The following is a 16,160-nucleotide window of genomic DNA, read 5'->3' on the forward strand; positions in this document are numbered from 1 at the left end:
CTATCGTGCCAGTCATGCCCCTGCCGAGCGCCCATTCCATGTCTCACCCGCACATCGCCGCCATTTCCGGAAGCCCCTCGCTGCGTTCGCGCTCCGGTGCGCTGCTGCAGCTGGCGCTGATGCGGCTGGAGGGCGAGGCGGCCTCGCAGCACGCCATCCATCTGCGCGAGCTGCCGCCGGCGGCGCTGCTGGGCGCCGATGCCGGGCAGGCGCAGATCCGCGCCGCCATCGAGGCGATCGCGGCGGCCGATCTGGTCGTCGTCGCCACGCCGATCTACAAGGCCGCCTACAGCGGGCTTTTGAAGACCTTTCTGGACCTGCTGCCGCAGGACGCGCTGCGCGGCAAGACCGTGCTGCCGCTGGCCACCGGCGGCAGCAGCGCCCATCTGCTGGCCCTGGACTACAGCCTGCGGCCGGTGCTCAGCGCGCTCGGCGCGCGCCACATCCTCGACGGCGTGTTTGCCACCGATGCGCAGCTGCAGCCGCACGAGACCGGCGGCTATGTGCCCGAGGCCGCGCTGCTGCAGCGCCTGGACCGCGCGCTGCAGGGCCTGGCCGAGGCGCCGCTGCCGCGATGTCGGCCGGCCGGCCTGGCCGCGGCCGGCGCCGCGCTGATGCGCTGAGCCGCCGGCACGCCCACCCCTTGTCTCCTCACCCCTGGCGGGGTGTTCCGTCCCTGGCGACCGCCATGCGACGCCGTGCGCCGGCGTTGCCAGGGACCTTTTTTCTTCGAATCCTGCAGAGAGTTCCCATGCCCAAGATCCATTCGACACTCGGCCGCCGCCTCGTCCTTGCGCTGGCCGCCACCCTGTTGCTGCCGCTGAGCGCCGCCCAGGCGCAGGACGGCAAGCAGCTGCGCATCGGCTTCCAGAAATCGGCCAGCCTGCTGACCCTGCAGAAATCGCAGGGCAGCCTGGAAAAGCGCCTTGCGCCGCTGGGCGTGACGGTCAAATGGGTGGAGTTCCCGGCCGGCCCGCAGCTGCTGGAGGGGCTCAATGTCGGCGCCGTCGACATCGGCTATGTCGGCGAGGCGCCGCCGATCTTTGCCCAGGCGGCCGGCGCCCAGTTCGTCTACATCGGCAACGACCCGGCCGCGCCGGAGGCCGAGGCCATCGTCGTGCCCAAGGACTCCAGCATCAGGAGCGTGGCCGAGCTGAAGGGCAAGAAGATCGCGCTGAACAAGGGCAGCAATGTGCATTACCTGCTGGTGCGGGCGCTGGAGCGTGCGGGCCTGAAGTACAGCGATGTGCAGCCGGTCTTCCTGCCGCCGGCCGATGCGCGCGCCGCCTTCGAGCGCGGTGCCGTCGATGCCTGGGCGATCTGGGATCCCTTCCTGGCCGCGGTCGAGAAGCAGAGCCAGGCGCGCCAGCTGGTCGACGGCCGCGAGCTGGTCCACAACTACGCCTACTACCTGGCCGAGCGCGGCTATGCGGCCCGCAACCCGCAGGTGATCCAGCTGCTGTTCGAGGACACCGCCGCCCAGGCGCGCTGGCTGAAGGGCAATCTCGCGCAGGCGGCGGCAGTGATCGCGCCGCTGCAGGGCCTGGAGACCGAGGTCGTGGAGCGCGCGCTGCAGCGCTACCAGTTCGGCGTCAAGCCACTGACCTCGGGCGTGGCCGGCGAGCAGCAGAAGATCGCCGACGCCTTCCATGGCCTGGCCCTGATCCCCAAGCCGATCCGCATCGCCGACGCGCTGCCGGCGCCGCAATAAGGAGTCGACCATGAGTGCGACGATCTTCCAACTCCGGCATGCGGCCGAGCGCCGCGCCGCGCTGCGCGTGCTGGCGCTGACGGCGGCCAGCTGGCTGGGCCATGGCAGCGTGCGGGCCCAGGGCAGTCCCAACGCCGCCGCGCCCAAGGCCGGGCCGCTGCGCATCGGCTTCCAGAAGGGCTCGATCAATCTGGTGCTGGCCAAGAGCCTGGGCCTGCTGGAGAAGCGCTTCCCGGCCGGCAGCGTCAGCTGGATCGAGTTTCCGGCCGGGCCGCAATTGCTGGAGGCGCTGGCCGTCGGCAGCATCGACTTCGGCGCTACCGGCGATTCGCCGCCGGTGTTCGCCCAGGCGGCCGGCAAGGATCTGTTCTATGTCGGCGCCGAGCCGCCCAAGCCGGACAGCTCGGCCCTGCTGGTGCGGCCCGATTCGCCGCTGAAGACCCTGGCCGACCTGAAGGGCCGGCGCATCGCGCTGCAGAAGGGCTCCAGCGCGCATTTCCTGCTGGTGCAGGCGGTGCGCCGCGGCGGCCTCGCCTGGGGCGAGATCCAGCCGGTCTATCTGGCGCCGGCCGATGCGCGCGCCGCCTTCGAGCGCGGCAGCGTCGATGCCTGGGCGATCTGGGATCCGTACTACGCCGCGGCCGAGATCGACAGCCCGGTGCGCGTGCTGGCCACCAGCCGCGGCCTGACGAACAACAACAGCTTCTACCTCGCCTCGCGCGGCCTGGCCGGCAACGAGGCGGCGCTGCGCGAGCTGTTCGCCGCGCTGACCGAGGCCGACCGCTATCTGCAGACCCAGCGCAAGGATGCTGCCCAGCGCTTCGTGCAGTTCTCCGGCCTCGACCCGGCGACCGTGCAACGGGTGCTGGAGCGCCGGCCGCCCTCGCCGGTCGGGCCGCTGACGGCCGAGCTGGTGCGCGAGCAGCAGCAGGTCGCCGATGCCTTCACCCAGCTGGGCCTGATCCCCAAGACCCTGCAGGTGGCCGAGATCGTCTGGCGCCCGGGCCAGAGCCTCGTCGCGCAGCGCTGAGCGCGTTCCGCTTCCTTCCTTTCACCAACACGGCCTTCATGAAGATCCTCTGGTTCATCCCCACCCATGGCGACTCGCGCTATCTCGGCAGCAGCAAGGGCGCGCGCCAGGCCGATCACGCCTACTTCAAGCAGGTGGCGATCGCCGCCGACAGCCTCGGCTACGAAGGCGTGCTGCTGCCCACCGGCCGCTCCTGCGAGGACTCCTGGATCGTCGCGGCCAGCCTGATCGACGCGACCCGCGACCTGAAGTTCCTGGTCGCGCTGCGGCCGGGCCTGGTCCAGCCCTCGCAGTCGGCGCGCATGGCCGCGACCTTGGACCGGCTCTCGGGCGGCCGCCTGCTGGTCAATCTGGTCACCGGCGGTGATGCCGAGGAGCTGGCCGGCGACGGCCAGTTCCTGCCGCATGCCGAGCGCTATGCGCAGTCGGCCGAGTTCATCCGCATCTGGCGCGAGCTGCTGGCCCGCTCGCACCTCGACCAGAGCCTGGACTTCGAGGGCGAGCATCTGCGCGTGCAGGGCGGCAAGATCCTCTACCCGCCGCTCAGCCGACCCTATCCGCAGGTCTTCTTCGGCGGCTCCTCGGAGCCGGCGCACGAGCTGGCGGCCGAGCAGGTCGATACCTATCTGAGCTGGGGCGAGCCGCCAGCGGCGGTGGCCGCCAAGCTGGTCGACCTCCGCGCGCGCGCCGAAAGGCATGGCCGGCGCCTGAGCTTCGGCATCCGCCTGCATGTGGTCGTGCGCGAGACCGAGGACGAGGCCTGGCGCGCCGCCGCCGAGCTGGTGTCGGAGCTGGACGAGGCGACCGTCGCTGCCGCCCAGCGCAAGTTCGCCGGCATGGACTCGGTCGGCCAGCGCCGCATGGCCGAGCTGCATGGCGGCCGCTTCAACAAGGCCAATGTGCGCGAGGGCCTGGAGATCGCGCCCAATCTCTGGGCCGGCGTCGGCCTGGTGCGCGGCGGGGCCGGCACGGCCCTGGTCGGCAATCCGCAGCAGGTGGCGGACCGCATCAAGGAATACGCGGCCCTGGGCCTCGAGTACTTCGTGCTGTCCGGCTATCCACATCTGGAGGAGGCGCATCGCTTTGCCGAGCTGGTGTTCCCGCTGCTGCCGCTGGCGCTGCGCGACAAGCTGGCCGGCCGACAACTGAGCGGGCCTTTCGGCGAGGTCGTCGCCAACACCTATATCCCGCGCGCGTCGCAGAGCTGACGGAGGTCCGCATGGCAGAGCAAACCCCGAACCGTCCGCTGCGCGCCCTGGCCGCGCGCCTGCCGCCCTGGCTGCTGCCGCTCGCCCTGCTGGCGGTCTGGCAGCTCGCCTCGCGTGCCGGCTGGCTGTCCAGCCGCGTGCTGCCGGAGCCCTTGGCCGTGCTGCAGGCCTTTGGCCGCCTGCTGAGCTCGGGCGAGCTCTGGCAGCATGTGGCCGTCAGCAGCGGCCGCGCGCTGGCGGGCCTGGCGATCGGCGGCGGCCTGGGCCTGCTGCTGGGTCTCTTGACCGGCAGCCTGCGGCTTGCCGAGACCCTGCTCGACACCAGCCTGCAGATGCTGCGCAATATCCCGGCGCTGGCGCTGATCCCGCTGGTGATCCTGTGGTTCGGCATCGACGAGAGCGCCAAGCTCTTCCTGGTCGCCGTCGGCGTGTTCTTCCCCATCTATCTGAACACCTTCCACGGCATCCGCTCGGTCGACGCCGGCCTGATCGAGATGGCGCGCAGCTATGGCCTCTCCGGCTGGCAGCTCTACCGCCAGGTCATCCTGCCCGGCGCGCTGCCGTCCATCCTGGTCGGCCTGCGCTTCGCGCTGGGCCTGACCTGGGCGCTGCTGATCGTGGCCGAGACGATCTCGGCGCAGTCCGGCATCGGCTACCTGACGATGAACGCGCGCGAGTTCCTGCAGACCGATGTGGTGCTGGTTGGCATCCTGCTCTACGCGCTGCTGGGCAAGCTGGCCGATGTGGTCGCCCGCGGGCTGGAGCGCTGGTGGCTGCAATGGCACCCGGGCTACCGCGGCGCCAGCGCCGCTTGAACAAGGCAAAAGGCATGGAGATGCAAGCGATGCTGCTGTTGAACGATCTCGAAACCCTGCCGCAGGGCTATTTCCGCGAGAGCGCGGCACGGCCGGACGAGCCGGCCGTGGCGCCGCGCGTCGGCGCGGGCCACGGCGCCGGCCTGGCCGTCGAGGTCCAGGGCCTGTCCAAGCGCTTCGGCGAGCGCGCGGTGCTGCGCGATATCGCGCTGCGCATACGTCCGGGCGAGTTCATCGCCGTCGTCGGCCGCAGCGGCTGCGGCAAGAGCACCCTGCTGCGCCTGCTGGCCGGCCTGGACGCCGCTAGCGAGGGCGCGCTGCGCTCGGGTGGCCAGGCGCTGGCCGCCCATGCCGAGGACGTACGCATCATGTACCAGGACTCGCGCCTGCTGCCCTGGAAGCGCGTGCTCGACAACGTGACCCTGGGCCTGGACGGCGCCGGCGTGCGCGAACGCGCCCGCGCCGCGCTGGCCCAGGTCGGCCTGCTCGACCGCGCGGGCGACTGGCCGGCCGTGCTGTCCGGCGGCCAGCGCCAGCGCGTCGCCCTGGCGCGGGCGCTGGTCCATGCGCCGCGCCTGCTGCTGCTCGACGAGCCGCTCGGCGCGCTCGATGCGCTGACCCGGCTGGAGATGCAGGCGCTGATCGAGTCGCTGTGGCGCGAGCGTGGCTTCACCGCCCTGCTGGTCACCCATGACGTGGCCGAGGCCGTCGCACTGGCCGACCGCGTGCTGCTGATCGAGGACGGCCGCATCGCGCTGGACGAGCCGGTGCCGCTGCCGCGCCCGCGCCGCCGCGGCGACGCCCGCCTGGCGGAGATCGAGGCGCGCATCCTGCAGCGGGTGCTGCAGCAGCCGGCCGGCGAGGCCGCGCCCTTGGCGGCCGACAGCGTCTGGCCCGAACAGCCGCTGCCGCTCGCGGCGCTGCGCTTCGCGGTCTGAGGGCGCGGGGCCGGACGGGGTATAAGAGCGGCCCCGAGTCCTGGCCGGAAGTCCACCGTGATCGAAAGAATCTTCACCCGCTCGCCCGCCGATGGCGCCCCTCATGAGCACCGCGAGGTCGAGCTGCGCGCCGGCGCCGGCATCGTCGGCGACCGCTATTTCGACAAGCACGAGGAGCCGGGCCAGAACCTCACCCTGATCGAGGCCGAGGAGATCGAGCGCTTCATCGCCGCCCACGGTCGGCCGCAGGATCTGTCCATCACCGGCCGGAATCTGGTCACCCGCGGCGTGCGCCTGAACGAGCTGGTCGGCCGCGAGTTCATGGTCGGCGCGGTGCGGCTGCGCGGCGTCGAGCTCTGCGAGCCCTGCCTCGGCCTGGGCCAGGCGCTGGCCGAGGACGGGCTGACGCCCGCGGCGGTGGTCAAGTTCTTCGTCCACCGGGCCGGCTTGCGGGCCGATGTGCTGTCCAGCGGCAGCATTGCGGTCGGTGCCGCGCTCGGCGGGGCTGCCTAGGCGAGGCTAGGCGAGCGCCGTCGGGTCGCCGTGCGAGCGGTTCAGCGCGGCGGCGGCCAGCACCAGTTCGGCCACCGTCTCGCGGCGCAGCGGCGTGTCGGGCTTGAGCTCCAGCGTCGCCATCTCGTACTTGCCACCGGGCCTGAGCCGCGGCTCGATCTCGCGCAGGCGCTGGCCGCGCCAGAAGCCGAACAGCACGCGCGTCGGCTCGGCGCGGATCAGCAGCAGCGGGCCCTGGACGAAGAAGACCAGATGGCCCCATTTGAGCCGCTCGTCCAGCGCCGGCTCGGCACGCCGGACCTCGGCCCGCAGCGCGGCGACGGCGGCCTGCTGCCAGCCCTGCAGGCAGGCCACATAGTCGTCGGGATCGCGGGCGGCGGTGAGGATCATCTTCATGGCGACTCTCCCTGTCGCGCTGCCTAGCGCAGCGCCAGATCGGCGACGGTGCCGGCAAACACCGCGAAGCCCAGCCAGTGGTTCTGCCTGAAGGCCTTGAAGCAGCCCTCGCGGCCGCGGTCCTTGATCAGCGTGTAGTGCCAGGCGACCTGGGCAGCGGCGGCGGCGACGCCCAGCAGGAACACCTTGCCCAGGCCCAGGCGCAGGCTCAGCGCGGTCCAGCTGCCCAGATAGACGAGATAGAAGGCCATCACGCCGGCAACGTCGTAGCGGCCCAGGGTCAGCGCCGAGGTCTTGATGCCGATGCGGATGTCGTCGTCGCGGTCGACCATCGCGTACTCGGTGTCGTAGGCCAGCACCCAGAACAGGTTCGATAGCAGCAGCGCCCAGGCCGACAGCGGCACGGCCGCATTGATCGCGGCCAGGCTCCATTCGCTGCCGCCTAAAGCGGCGGCGAAGGCCATCGGGATGCCGAAGCTGAAGGCCACGCCCAGCACCGCCTGCGGCATCGAGACCGCGCGCTTGGCATAGGGATAGATCATCGCGACGGCCAGCGCGGCAAAGGACAGCACGATGGTCGGCGCATTGGTCGTCAGCACCAGGGCGAAGGCGAGCAGCGCCAGCACGGCGCCGACCGCTAGCGCCTCCCGGACCGAGATCGCGCCGCTGGTGACCGGGCGATTGGCGGTGCGCTTCACATGCTTGTCGAACTCGCGGTCGGCCACGTCGTTGATGCAGCAGCCGGCGCTGCGCATCAGGATGGTGCCCAGGGTGAACACCGCCAGCAGATGCCAGCCCGGCCAGCCGTCGGCGGCGATCCACAGCGCGGACAGCGTCGGCCACAGCAGCAGCAGCCAGCCGGCCGGGCGGTTCCAGCGGATCAGGTCGAGGTAGAGGCTTGGGCGGCTCGGGCGGGAGGCGGCAGCGTTCGTGGAACTCATGCCCCCGATTGTCGCCGTCACAGGTACTTCTGTTCGATGCGGCGCAGGCTGCCGTCGCGGGCCATGCTGGCCAGGCCGGCCTCCATGGCCGCCAGCGGCTGGGCATGGGGCCGCAGCTTGGAGAAGGCCATGTAGTTGGGGCTGCTGGCGGGGTACTGGTAGGGCTGGCGTTCGATCTGCCGGGCTAGCTCCTGCTCGCGCAGCTCGACGTCCGCGACCCGGGTCGAGATCACGATCAGATCGGCGCGTCCGGCGCCCAGCTTCTGGGCCAGCTGGGCGGGGGTGCGGGCCGGCTCGAGCACGACGCCCGCCTGCTCGACGATATTGGGCGGGTAGAAGTAGCCGGCCAGGACGCCGATGGTCTTGCCGGCCAGGCCCTCCAGGCCTTCCAGGCGCGGCCGGCTGCCCGGGCGCGCAAAGAAGCTGTAGCCGGCGGCGAGCCGGTAGGCGCTGGACCAGGCCAGGTAGCGGTCGCGATCGCCGTTGCGGCTGATCGTCGTGGTCAGGTCGGCCTCGCCGCGCTCCAGCATCAGCAGGGCCCGCTTCCAGGGCAGCAGCTCGAGCTCGAAGCGGTAGTCGCCGCCGCGGCGCAGCGCCTCGCGGGCGATCTCGATGTCGATGCCCTCTCCGCGCGGATGATCGCTCGGGTTGACAAAGGGCGGATGGACGGCGTTGACCATGCGCAGCGGCGCGGACGCGGCGCTCGCGTGGAGCGGCAGGCCGGGCAAGGGGGCCAGCAGCGTGGCGCCCAGCAGGCGCCGGCGCAGGAGATCGGGAGAAGAGGACATCGGCTCGGTGCGGGCGGGCTTCTTGCACGCCCGCCACCGGCAGCTTACCCGCTGCCCTCCCGGCCTCGGGCCGGGATCAACCCCAGGCCGGCGCGCCCGGTGTATAACCGCGCCCCAGCAGAACAGAAGGAGCCGTCGCCATGGGCGCACAGTGGAAAGCCAAGCACAAGGACATCGCCGCCAACGCCAAGGGACGCGTCTTCACCAAGCTGTCCAAGGAAATCATGCAGGCCGCGCGCGGCGGCGCCGATCCGGACATGAATGCGCGCCTGCGCATGGTGGTCGAGCAGGCCAAGAAGGCCTCGATGCCGCGCGACACGCTGGAGCGCGCGATCAAGAAGGGCGCCGGCCTCTTGGGCGAGGCGGTCAACTTCGAGCGGGTCACCTACGAGGGCTTCGCGCCGCACCGCGTGCCGCTGATCGTCGAATGCCTGACGGACAACGTCAACCGCACGGTCTCCGAGATCCGCGTGCTGTTCCGCAAGGGCCAGCTCGGCGCGGCCGGCTCGGTGGCCTGGGACTTCGATCATGTGGGCCTGGTCGAGGGCACGCCCATCGCTCAGTCCGCGGCTGGCGCCGATGCCGAACTGGCGGCGATCGAGGCCGGCGCGCAGGACTTCGAGCCCGGCGAGGAGGAGGGCAGCACGCTGTTCATCACCGATCCGGCCGATCTGGATCTGGTCGTCAAGGCGCTGCCGGCCCAGGGCTTCAACGTCACGTCGGCCAAGCTGGGCTACCGGCCCAAGAACCCGGTCGAGGGCCTGGGCGCGGCGGAGCTGGAGGAGGTCGAGGCCTTTCTGGCGGCCATCGACGCGCACGACGATGTGCAGGAGGTCTACGTGGGGCTGGCCGGCTGAGCTGAAACAGCCCCTCGTCCAAGGAGTACCTTGGCCGGTCCCCCGCGGGGACGGCGATGCTGGGCGGATCGACCGTCCAGCGCATCGCCAGGGTGGGCCGGCTTGGGAGCGGCCCGGCGCTCGGCCCGGTTAGGCGCCGCGCCTGTTGGCGCCCCAGCGCTCCCACAGCGCGGCCGCCTCGCCGACCAGGCCGCGGCGGAAGGCCAGCACGCAGACGATGAAGATCAGGCCGGTGACCAGGCTGACCGATTCGCCCAGGCCGTTGAACCACTGCACGCCGGTCAAGCCGGCCAGGGCCTGGCCGAAGTCGCCGATCTTGTTTTCCAGCGCGATGATGACCAGGGCGCCGACGATGGGGCCGACCAGGGTGCCCATGCCGCCGACCAGGGTCATCAGGATGACGGCGCCCGAGGTGGTCCAGACGGCGTCGGTCAGGGTCGCGAAGCCCAGCACCCAGGTCTTCATCGCCCCCGCCAGGCCGGCGAGGCCGGCGGACAGCACGAAGGCCAGCAGCTTGAAGCGGTCGACGTCGTAGCCCAGCGAGATCGCCCGCGGCTCGTTCTCGCGGATCGAGGTCAAGACCTGGCCGAAGGGCGAGTTGACGGTGCGGTAGATCAGCCAGAAGGCGGCGATGAAGACGGCCAGCACCACGTAGTACAGGGTCAGGTCATTGCCCATGTCGATGCCCAGCACCTGGCCGCGCGGCACCGACTGCAGGCCGTCCTCGCCGCCGGTGAACTTGGCCTGCAGGAAGAAGAAGAACAGCATCTGCGACAGCGCCAGCGTGATCATCGAGAAGTAGATGCCGCTGCGCTTGATCGCCAGCAGGCCGAACACCAGGCCGACGCCGGCCGCCGCCAGCCCGCCGAAGGCCAGGCCCAAGAGCGGCGGGAAGCCCCAGACCTTCAGCGCATGGCCGGCCGCATAGCCGGCCGTGCCGAGGAAGGCCGCGTGGCCGAAGCTCAAGAGGCCGGTGAAGCCGATCAGCAGATTGAAGGCGCAGGCGAAGAGCGCGTAGCACAGCACCTTCATCACGAAGATCGGATAGGCGCCGAGCAGGGGCAGCAGGGCGATCGCGGCGAACAGCGCGGCGTAGCCGTAGACGGGGTTCTTCTTCAAGATCATTTCTCTTTGCCGAACAGACCCGCCGGGCGGACGAGCAGCACGATCGCCATCACGACGAACACGACCGTGTTGGACGCCTCGGGATAGAAGACCTTGGTCAGGCCCTCGATCAGGCCCAGGCCCAGGCCGGTCAGGATGGAGCCGAGGATGGAGCCCATGCCGCCGATCACGACGACAGCGAACACGACGATGATCAGATTGCTGCCCATCAGCGCCGAGACCTGCAGGATCGGCGCGGCCAGCACGCCGGCGAAGGCCGCCAGCGCGACGCCGCCGGCATAGGTCAGGGTGATCATGCGCGGCACATTGATGCCGAAAGCCTGCACCAGCTTGGCGTTCTCAGTGCCGGCGCGCAGGGTCGCGCCGAGCGAGGTCTTCTCGATCAGGGCCCAGACGGCCAGACAGACGGTGATCGAGGCGACGACGACCCAGGCTCGGTAGTTCGGCAGGATCATGAAGCCCAGATTGGTGGCGCCCTGCAGCGCATCCGGCACCGCATAGGGCTGGCCCGAGACGCCGTAGAAGCTGCGGAAGACGCCCTCGGTGACCAGGGTGATGCCGAAGGTCAGCAGCAGGCCGTAGAGGTGGTCGAGCTTGTACAGCCACTGCAGGAGCAGGCGTTCGATCGCGATGCCCAGCACGCCGACCACCAGCGGCGCCAGGATGAGCATCGCCCAGTAGCTGAGGCCCAGGTATTCCAGCCCCATCCAGGCCAGGAAGGCGCCCATCATGTACAGCGCGCCATGCGCGAAGTTGATGATGTTGAGCATGCCGAAGATGACGGCCAGGCCCAGCGACAGCATCGCGTAGAAGGAGCCGTTCACCAGCCCCAGCAGCAGCTGGCTCAGGAAGGCCGACAGCGGGATACCAAAAATCTCGGTCATGAAGCTCGCACGATCTCTGTATTCGACTCAAGCCGGGCGCCGGGCCGCCCCAAGCCCGGCTTGAGCCGATGTCGATGCCGGCCCACGCCGGCATCGATCGGCATCCCCCCGGGGGATCGCCCGCGTACCCGCGGGCGAGGGGCCAACAGTTATTTCTTGACGAGAGGGCACTTGCTGTCCGCCAGCTTGGTGTAGGCCTCGGCGGCCGGGATCTTCTGCACGACCTTGTAGTAGTCCCAGGGCTCGGTCGACTCCTTCTGCGACTTCACCTGCATCAGGTACATGTCATAGCGCATGCGGCCGTCGGGGCCGATCTCGCCGTCCTTGGCGAAGAAGTCGTTGATCTTGGTCTTCTTCATCTGGGCGATGACCTTCTCGGCCTCGTCGGTCTTGGTCGCGTCGACCGCCTTCAGGTAATGCATCGTCGCCGAGTAGTCGGCCGCCTGCAGCATCGAGGGCATGCGCTTCATCTTCTCGAAGAAGCGGCGGCTCCAGGCGCGCGACTCGGGGCTCTGGTTCCAGTACCAGCCGTCGGTCAGGTACATGCCCTCGGTCGCCTTCAGGCCCAGCGAGTGCACGTCATTGATGAACATCAGCAGACCGGCCAGCTTCATGGTCTTGGTGATGCCGAACTCGTTGGCCGCCTTGATCGAGTTGATCGTGTCGCCGCCGGCGTTGGCCAGGCCCAGGATCTGCGCCTTGCTGGACTGCGCCTGCAGCAGGAAGGAGGAGAAGTCGCTGGCCGACAGCGGGTGCTTGACGCTGCCCACCACCGTGCCGCCGGCCTTCTGCACGACGGCCGTCGCGTCGCTCTGCAGCGAGGCGCCGAAGGCGTAGTCGGCGGTCAGGAAGTACCAGGTCTTGCCGCCGCTCTTGACGACCGCGTTGCCGGTGCCGTTGGCCAGCGCCACGGTGTCGTAGGCGTAGTGGATCGTGTAGGGCGTGCAGTCCTCGTTGGTCAGCCGGGCCGAGGCGGCGCCGATCGAGACGAAGGGCTTCTTCTTCTCGGCCGCGACCTTGGCCATGGCCAGATTGGCGCCCGAATTGGTGCCGCCGACCAGCATGTCGACGCCCTGGGTGTCGAACCACTCGCGCGCCTTGGCGGAGGCGACATCGGCCTTGTTCTGGTGGTCGGCATAGATCAGCTCGATCTTCTTGCCGCCGGCCATGCCCTTCATGTCGGCGATGGCCATCTTGATCGCCTCGACGCCGCCGGCGCCGTCGATGTCGGCGTACAGGCCGGACATGTCGGTGATGATGCCGATCTTCACCACGTCGCCCGAAACCTGGGCCTGGGCCGCGGCGCCGCCGCAGGCGATCACGGCGGCGAGGGCGATGCGTTTGATTGCATGGTTCATGGGACAGTCTCCTTCGGGGGCTTGTTGTGGGACGGGTTCAAACACTGAGCAGTTCATCGAGCACCGCCTGCTTGGCGGCCAGTTCGGCGGCGGCGAACGATTCGACCACCTCGCCATGCTCGACGACCAGGAAATGGTCGGCCAGCGGCGCGGCGAAGCGGAAGTTCTGTTCCACCATCACGATCGTGAAGCCCTGGCTCTTGAGTGTGCGGATCATGCGCGCCAGCGCCTGCACGATGACCGGCGCCAGGCCCTCGGAGATCTCGTCGAGCAGCAGGATGTCGGCGCCTGTGCGCAGAATGCGCGCGACGGCCAGCATCTGCTGCTCGCCGCCCGACAGCCGCGTGCCCTGGCTCGCGCGCCGCTCGGCGAGGTTGGGGAACATCGCGTAGATCTCGTCCTCGCTCATCGGCTTGCCGCGGCCGCCCTTCAGGGCCGGCGGCAGGCGCAGGTTCTCCTCGGTCGACAGCGAGGCGAAGATGCCGCGCTCCTCCGGGCAGTAGCCAATGCCCAGATGGGCGATGCGGTGCGTCGCCAGGCCTATGGTCTCGACGCCATGGACCTTGATCGAACCGCGGCGCTCGCCGGTCAGGCCCATGATCGCGCGCAAGGTGGTCGTGCGGCCGGCGCCGTTGCGGCCGAGCAGGGTCAAGACCTGGCCCTTTTCGACACGCAGATTGATGCCGTGCAGGATGTGGCTCTCGCCATACCAGGCGTGCAGATCGGTGATTTCCAGCGCGGCCGTCATCAATGCGCTCCCTGCAGTTCGGCGGCTTCGCTGCCCATATAGGCCTCCAGCACGGCCGGATGCTTGGACACCTCGGCATAGTCACCCTCGGCCAGCACCGCGCCGCGCGCCAGCACGGTGATGCGGTCGGCGATGCGCGAGACGACCTTCATATTGTGTTCGACCATCAGGACGGTGCGCCCCTCGGCGACGCGCTTGATCAGCGTCGTCACGCGCTCGACGTCCTCGTGGCCCATGCCCTGGGTCGGCTCGTCCAGGAGCATCAGGGTCGGCTCCATCGCCATGGTCGTGGCGATCTCCAGCGCGCGCTTGCGGCCATAGGGCAGGTCGCCGGCCTTCAAGTGCGCCATCTCGCGCAGATCGACCAGCTCAAGCAGGGCCAGCACCTTGGCGTCGAGCTGCTGCAGGCCGGTCAGGCCCTTCCAGAAATGGAAGCTGGTGCCGGTGAAGCGCTGCAGGCCGATGCGCACGTTCTCCAGCACCGTCAGATGCGGGAAGACGGCCGAGATCTGGAAGGAGCGGATCACGCCGCGGCGGGCGATCTCGGCCGGCTTTTCGCCGGTGATGTCGGTGCCGTTGAAGACGATGCTGCCGCGCGTCGGCGTCAGGAACTTGGTCAGCAGATTGAAGCAGGTCGTCTTGCCGGCGCCGTTGGGGCCGATCAGCGCATGGATATGGCCGCGCCGGACCTGCAGGTCCACGCCGTCGACGGCGGTGAAGCCCTTGAATTCCTTCGTCAGTCCGCGGGTCTCGAGAATCAGTGATGCTTCGCTCATCGGCACGGGCGCTGTCTTCATCGAGCGCCGAAGTGGCAGAGGGAGATTGAATGTAGGGCCAGAAACTGACGCGATCCCTTCGGGCCTACCCTTTGGGTAGCTTTGCGCCAGGGTTAACCCGTAGCCCAATGAGCGCTGTGCGCACGGCCGAGCGGCCGGGCGGGGAAAGCGCGCAGGCGCCACGGCCGGGCCGGCCCTAGGATCGGCGCGCCCCTCCACCGACACCGTCCGCGATGAAGCAAGAAAAGAACAAGGCCTCGATGATCTGGCTGCTGGGCCTGCTGGGCGTCCTCGCCATCGCCCCGCTGGCGCGGGCGCAGCAGCAGCAGCCGGCCGATTTCGATGCCTGGGCCGAGGGCGTCGCCGTCGAGCGCATGCGCGCCGAGCCGACCGGCTCGACCTTCCGCCAGTACCTGCCGCCGGCCGAGCAGCAGCTGCTGGACCGCCAGCTGACGCCCAACACGCCGGCCTACCGCGCCGAGCGCATCGCCGTCGCGCGCACGAACCTGCAGCAGCTGGAGCGCTTCGAGCGCGCCCGGCTGACGCCGCAGCAGCGCAGTTCGGCGGCGGTGATCGAGTGGTCGCTGCGCGGTGCGATCGAGGCCGAGCCCTTTGCCGACTACGAGTTCGTCTTCAACCAGTTCCGCGGCCTGCATGTGAACCTGGTGAATTTCCTCAGCCAGGCGCATCCGATCCGCAATGCGCAGGACATCGACAACTACCTGGCGCGGCTGGGCCAGGTAGCCGATCGCATGGACAGCGGCATCGCCCGCGCCAAGGACGCGGCCGGCCGCGGCTTCCTGATGCCGCGCTTCATCACCGAGGCCTCGCTGGGCCAGTTCGAGCGCTTCCTGGCCGATGTGCCGGCGCGCAATGTGCTGGTCGTCTCGCTGGAACAGCGCGCCGCCCGGCTGAGCACGGTGACGCCCGAGGCGCGTGCCCAGGCGGTCGCCGCGGCCGAGAAGATCGTCGCCGAGTCCATCATCCCGGCCTTCCGCCGCGCCCAGGCGCTGCTGCAGGAGCAGCTGCCGCGCAGCGGCATGGACGCCGGCCTGTGGCGCCTGCCCGGCGGCGACAAGGCCTATGCCTACGAGCTGCGCCGCAACACGACCACCGACTACCTGCCCGAGCAGATCCATCGGCTGGGCCTGGCCGAGGTCGCCCGCATCGAGGGCCAGATGGACACGCTGCTGCGCCGGCTCGGCTACCGCGACGGCAGCGTCAAGGACCGCTACGAGAAGCTCGAGGCGGATCTGCAACCGAAGGGGGAGGGCGACCCGCGGCCGGCGCTGCTGGCCCGCTTCGACACCCTGCTGCGCGACGCCGAGCAGCGTGCCAGGCTGCTGTTCGACATCACGCCCAAGGCGCCGCTGGTCGTCAGGCGCGAGCCGCTCTTCACCGAGAAGACGGCCGCCGCGCATTACTCCTCGCCGGCCAAGGACGGTTCGCTGCCCGGCATCTTCTGGGCGCCGCTGCCGGGCCCCGGCTACCGCATCGCCGATATGCGCACCCTGGCCTATCACGAGGGCGTGCCGGGCCACCACTTCCAGATCGCGCTGCAGCAGGAGACCACCAGCCTGCCGCGCTACCGCCGCGACGGCGTGTTTGCCGGCGGCTCGGCCTTTGCCGAGGGCTGGGCGCTGTATGCGGAGCAGCTGGCGGCCGAGAGCGGCTGGTACGAGGAAAAAGTCGGCGAACCGGCAGCCGACAAGGGCCCCGACATCGCCGGCCGCCTGGGCCAGCTCAGCGCCGAGCTGTTCCGCGCGCGCCGCCTGGTGGTCGACACCGGCCTGCACGCGATGAAGTGGACCCGCCAGCAGGCGATCGACTACGGCATCCCGGCGCACGAGGTCGACCGCTATGTGGTCAACCCGGGCCAGGCCTGCGCCTACAAGATCGGCCAGCTGCACATCCTGGCCCTGCGCGGCAAGGCGCAGCAGGCGCTGGGCGAGCGCTTCTCGCTGAAGGCCTTCCACAGCCTGCTGCTGCAGACCGGCAATGTGCCGCTGGCCGTGCTCAGCCAGGTGGTCGACGAGTGGGTGGCGAGGCAGGCGAAAACCTGATCCGCCCGG

At 69.9% G+C, this 16,160-nt stretch carries 17 protein-coding genes; 9 read left to right on the forward strand and 8 right to left on the reverse strand.

Translation table 11 applies throughout. The annotated features are described in order from the left end of the window. Nucleotides 1–38: 38 nt before the first annotated feature. From ssuE to QWJ38_RS03170, 7 genes are all read left to right on the forward strand, one after another. Nucleotides 39–623 (forward strand): NADPH-dependent FMN reductase, encoded by a 585-nt coding sequence (gene ssuE / locus QWJ38_RS03140; RefSeq protein WP_290357575.1) that lies wholly within the window; start codon nucleotides 39–41, stop codon nucleotides 621–623. Nucleotides 624–751: 128 nt separating this feature from the next. Continuing rightward, a complete protein-coding gene (locus QWJ38_RS03145) occupies nucleotides 752–1,711 on the forward strand; it encodes a sulfonate ABC transporter substrate-binding protein (RefSeq protein ID WP_290357576.1) in 960 nt (319 codons plus the stop codon). A 10-nt stretch (nucleotides 1,712–1,721) separates the two neighbouring features. Beyond that, entirely contained in the window at nucleotides 1,722–2,741 is a 1,020-nt protein-coding gene (locus tag QWJ38_RS03150) for an aliphatic sulfonate ABC transporter substrate-binding protein (protein ID WP_290357577.1), read from the forward strand. A 38-nt stretch (nucleotides 2,742–2,779) separates the two neighbouring features. After that, a complete protein-coding gene (gene ssuD, locus QWJ38_RS03155; protein WP_290357578.1) occupies nucleotides 2,780–3,949 on the forward strand; it encodes an FMNH2-dependent alkanesulfonate monooxygenase in 1,170 nt (389 codons plus the stop codon). A gap of 11 nt (nucleotides 3,950–3,960) precedes the next feature. Then, nucleotides 3,961–4,764 carry an aliphatic sulfonate ABC transporter permease SsuC gene (ssuC, locus tag QWJ38_RS03160; protein ID WP_290357579.1) on the forward strand — a complete coding sequence of 268 codons (804 nt, stop codon included), beginning with the start codon at nucleotides 3,961–3,963 and terminating at the stop codon, nucleotides 4,762–4,764. A gap of 29 nt (nucleotides 4,765–4,793) precedes the next feature. Further along, a complete protein-coding gene (locus QWJ38_RS03165) occupies nucleotides 4,794–5,702 on the forward strand; it encodes an ATP-binding cassette domain-containing protein (protein ID WP_434063936.1) in 909 nt (302 codons plus the stop codon). Nucleotides 5,703–5,759: 57 nt separating this feature from the next. Continuing rightward, nucleotides 5,760–6,215, forward strand: a complete 456-nt coding sequence (locus tag QWJ38_RS03170; protein WP_290357580.1) for an MOSC domain-containing protein — start codon at nucleotides 5,760–5,762, stop codon at nucleotides 6,213–6,215. Between the two features lie 6 nt (nucleotides 6,216–6,221). Here the strand turns inward: QWJ38_RS03170 and QWJ38_RS03175 are convergent, their stop codons facing one another. The 3 genes from QWJ38_RS03175 to QWJ38_RS03185 are packed head-to-tail and all read right to left on the reverse strand — an operon-like array spanning nucleotide 6,222 to nucleotide 8,340. Next, nucleotides 6,222–6,611, reverse strand: coding sequence for a DUF1801 domain-containing protein (locus tag QWJ38_RS03175; RefSeq protein ID WP_290357581.1), 390 nt, complete (start codon nucleotides 6,609–6,611; stop codon nucleotides 6,222–6,224). Between the two features lie 23 nt (nucleotides 6,612–6,634). Beyond that, nucleotides 6,635–7,552 carry a 4-hydroxybenzoate octaprenyltransferase gene (gene ubiA / locus QWJ38_RS03180; RefSeq protein WP_290357582.1) on the reverse strand — a complete coding sequence of 306 codons (918 nt, stop codon included), beginning with the start codon at nucleotides 7,550–7,552 and terminating at the stop codon, nucleotides 6,635–6,637. A gap of 17 nt (nucleotides 7,553–7,569) precedes the next feature. After that, nucleotides 7,570–8,340, reverse strand: coding sequence for a substrate-binding periplasmic protein (locus QWJ38_RS03185; RefSeq protein ID WP_290357583.1), 771 nt, complete (start codon nucleotides 8,338–8,340; stop codon nucleotides 7,570–7,572). A gap of 140 nt (nucleotides 8,341–8,480) precedes the next feature. Here QWJ38_RS03185 and QWJ38_RS03190 point away from each other — a divergent pair, with 140 nt between their 5' ends. Then, nucleotides 8,481–9,197, forward strand: a complete 717-nt coding sequence (locus QWJ38_RS03190) for a YebC/PmpR family DNA-binding transcriptional regulator (RefSeq protein WP_290357584.1) — start codon at nucleotides 8,481–8,483, stop codon at nucleotides 9,195–9,197. Between the two features lie 129 nt (nucleotides 9,198–9,326). Here QWJ38_RS03190 and QWJ38_RS03195 read toward each other — a convergent pair whose 3' ends face one another. From QWJ38_RS03195 to QWJ38_RS03215, 5 genes are all read right to left on the reverse strand, one after another. Next, nucleotides 9,327–10,316 carry a branched-chain amino acid ABC transporter permease gene (locus QWJ38_RS03195; RefSeq protein ID WP_434063937.1) on the reverse strand — a complete coding sequence of 330 codons (990 nt, stop codon included), beginning with the start codon at nucleotides 10,314–10,316 and terminating at the stop codon, nucleotides 9,327–9,329. 2 nt (nucleotides 10,317–10,318) lie between these two features. Continuing rightward, nucleotides 10,319–11,206, reverse strand: coding sequence for a branched-chain amino acid ABC transporter permease (locus QWJ38_RS03200; protein WP_290357586.1), 888 nt, complete (start codon nucleotides 11,204–11,206; stop codon nucleotides 10,319–10,321). A gap of 149 nt (nucleotides 11,207–11,355) precedes the next feature. Further along, the gene (locus QWJ38_RS03205; RefSeq protein ID WP_290357587.1) at nucleotides 11,356–12,564 is read right to left on the reverse strand and encodes an ABC transporter substrate-binding protein; all 1,209 of its coding nucleotides are present in this window, start codon (nucleotides 12,562–12,564) and stop codon (nucleotides 11,356–11,358) included. 37 nt (nucleotides 12,565–12,601) lie between these two features. Beyond that, the gene (locus tag QWJ38_RS03210) at nucleotides 12,602–13,312 is read right to left on the reverse strand and encodes an ABC transporter ATP-binding protein (RefSeq protein ID WP_290357588.1); all 711 of its coding nucleotides are present in this window, start codon (nucleotides 13,310–13,312) and stop codon (nucleotides 12,602–12,604) included. After that, a complete protein-coding gene (locus QWJ38_RS03215) occupies nucleotides 13,312–14,088 on the reverse strand; it encodes an ABC transporter ATP-binding protein (RefSeq protein WP_290358055.1) in 777 nt (258 codons plus the stop codon). Before QWJ38_RS03215 ends, QWJ38_RS03210 begins: the two co-directional genes overlap by 1 nt. A gap of 233 nt (nucleotides 14,089–14,321) precedes the next feature. Here QWJ38_RS03215 and QWJ38_RS03220 point away from each other — a divergent pair, with 233 nt between their 5' ends. Continuing rightward, nucleotides 14,322–16,151 (forward strand): DUF885 domain-containing protein, encoded by a 1,830-nt coding sequence (locus QWJ38_RS03220; RefSeq protein WP_290357589.1) that lies wholly within the window; start codon nucleotides 14,322–14,324, stop codon nucleotides 16,149–16,151. Nucleotides 16,152–16,160 lie beyond the last annotated feature (9 nt).

The sequence above is a fragment of the Roseateles violae genome (assembly GCF_030410485.1).
In the GTDB taxonomy this organism is placed as follows: Bacteria; Pseudomonadota; Gammaproteobacteria; order Burkholderiales; family Burkholderiaceae_C; genus Roseateles_D; species Roseateles_D violae.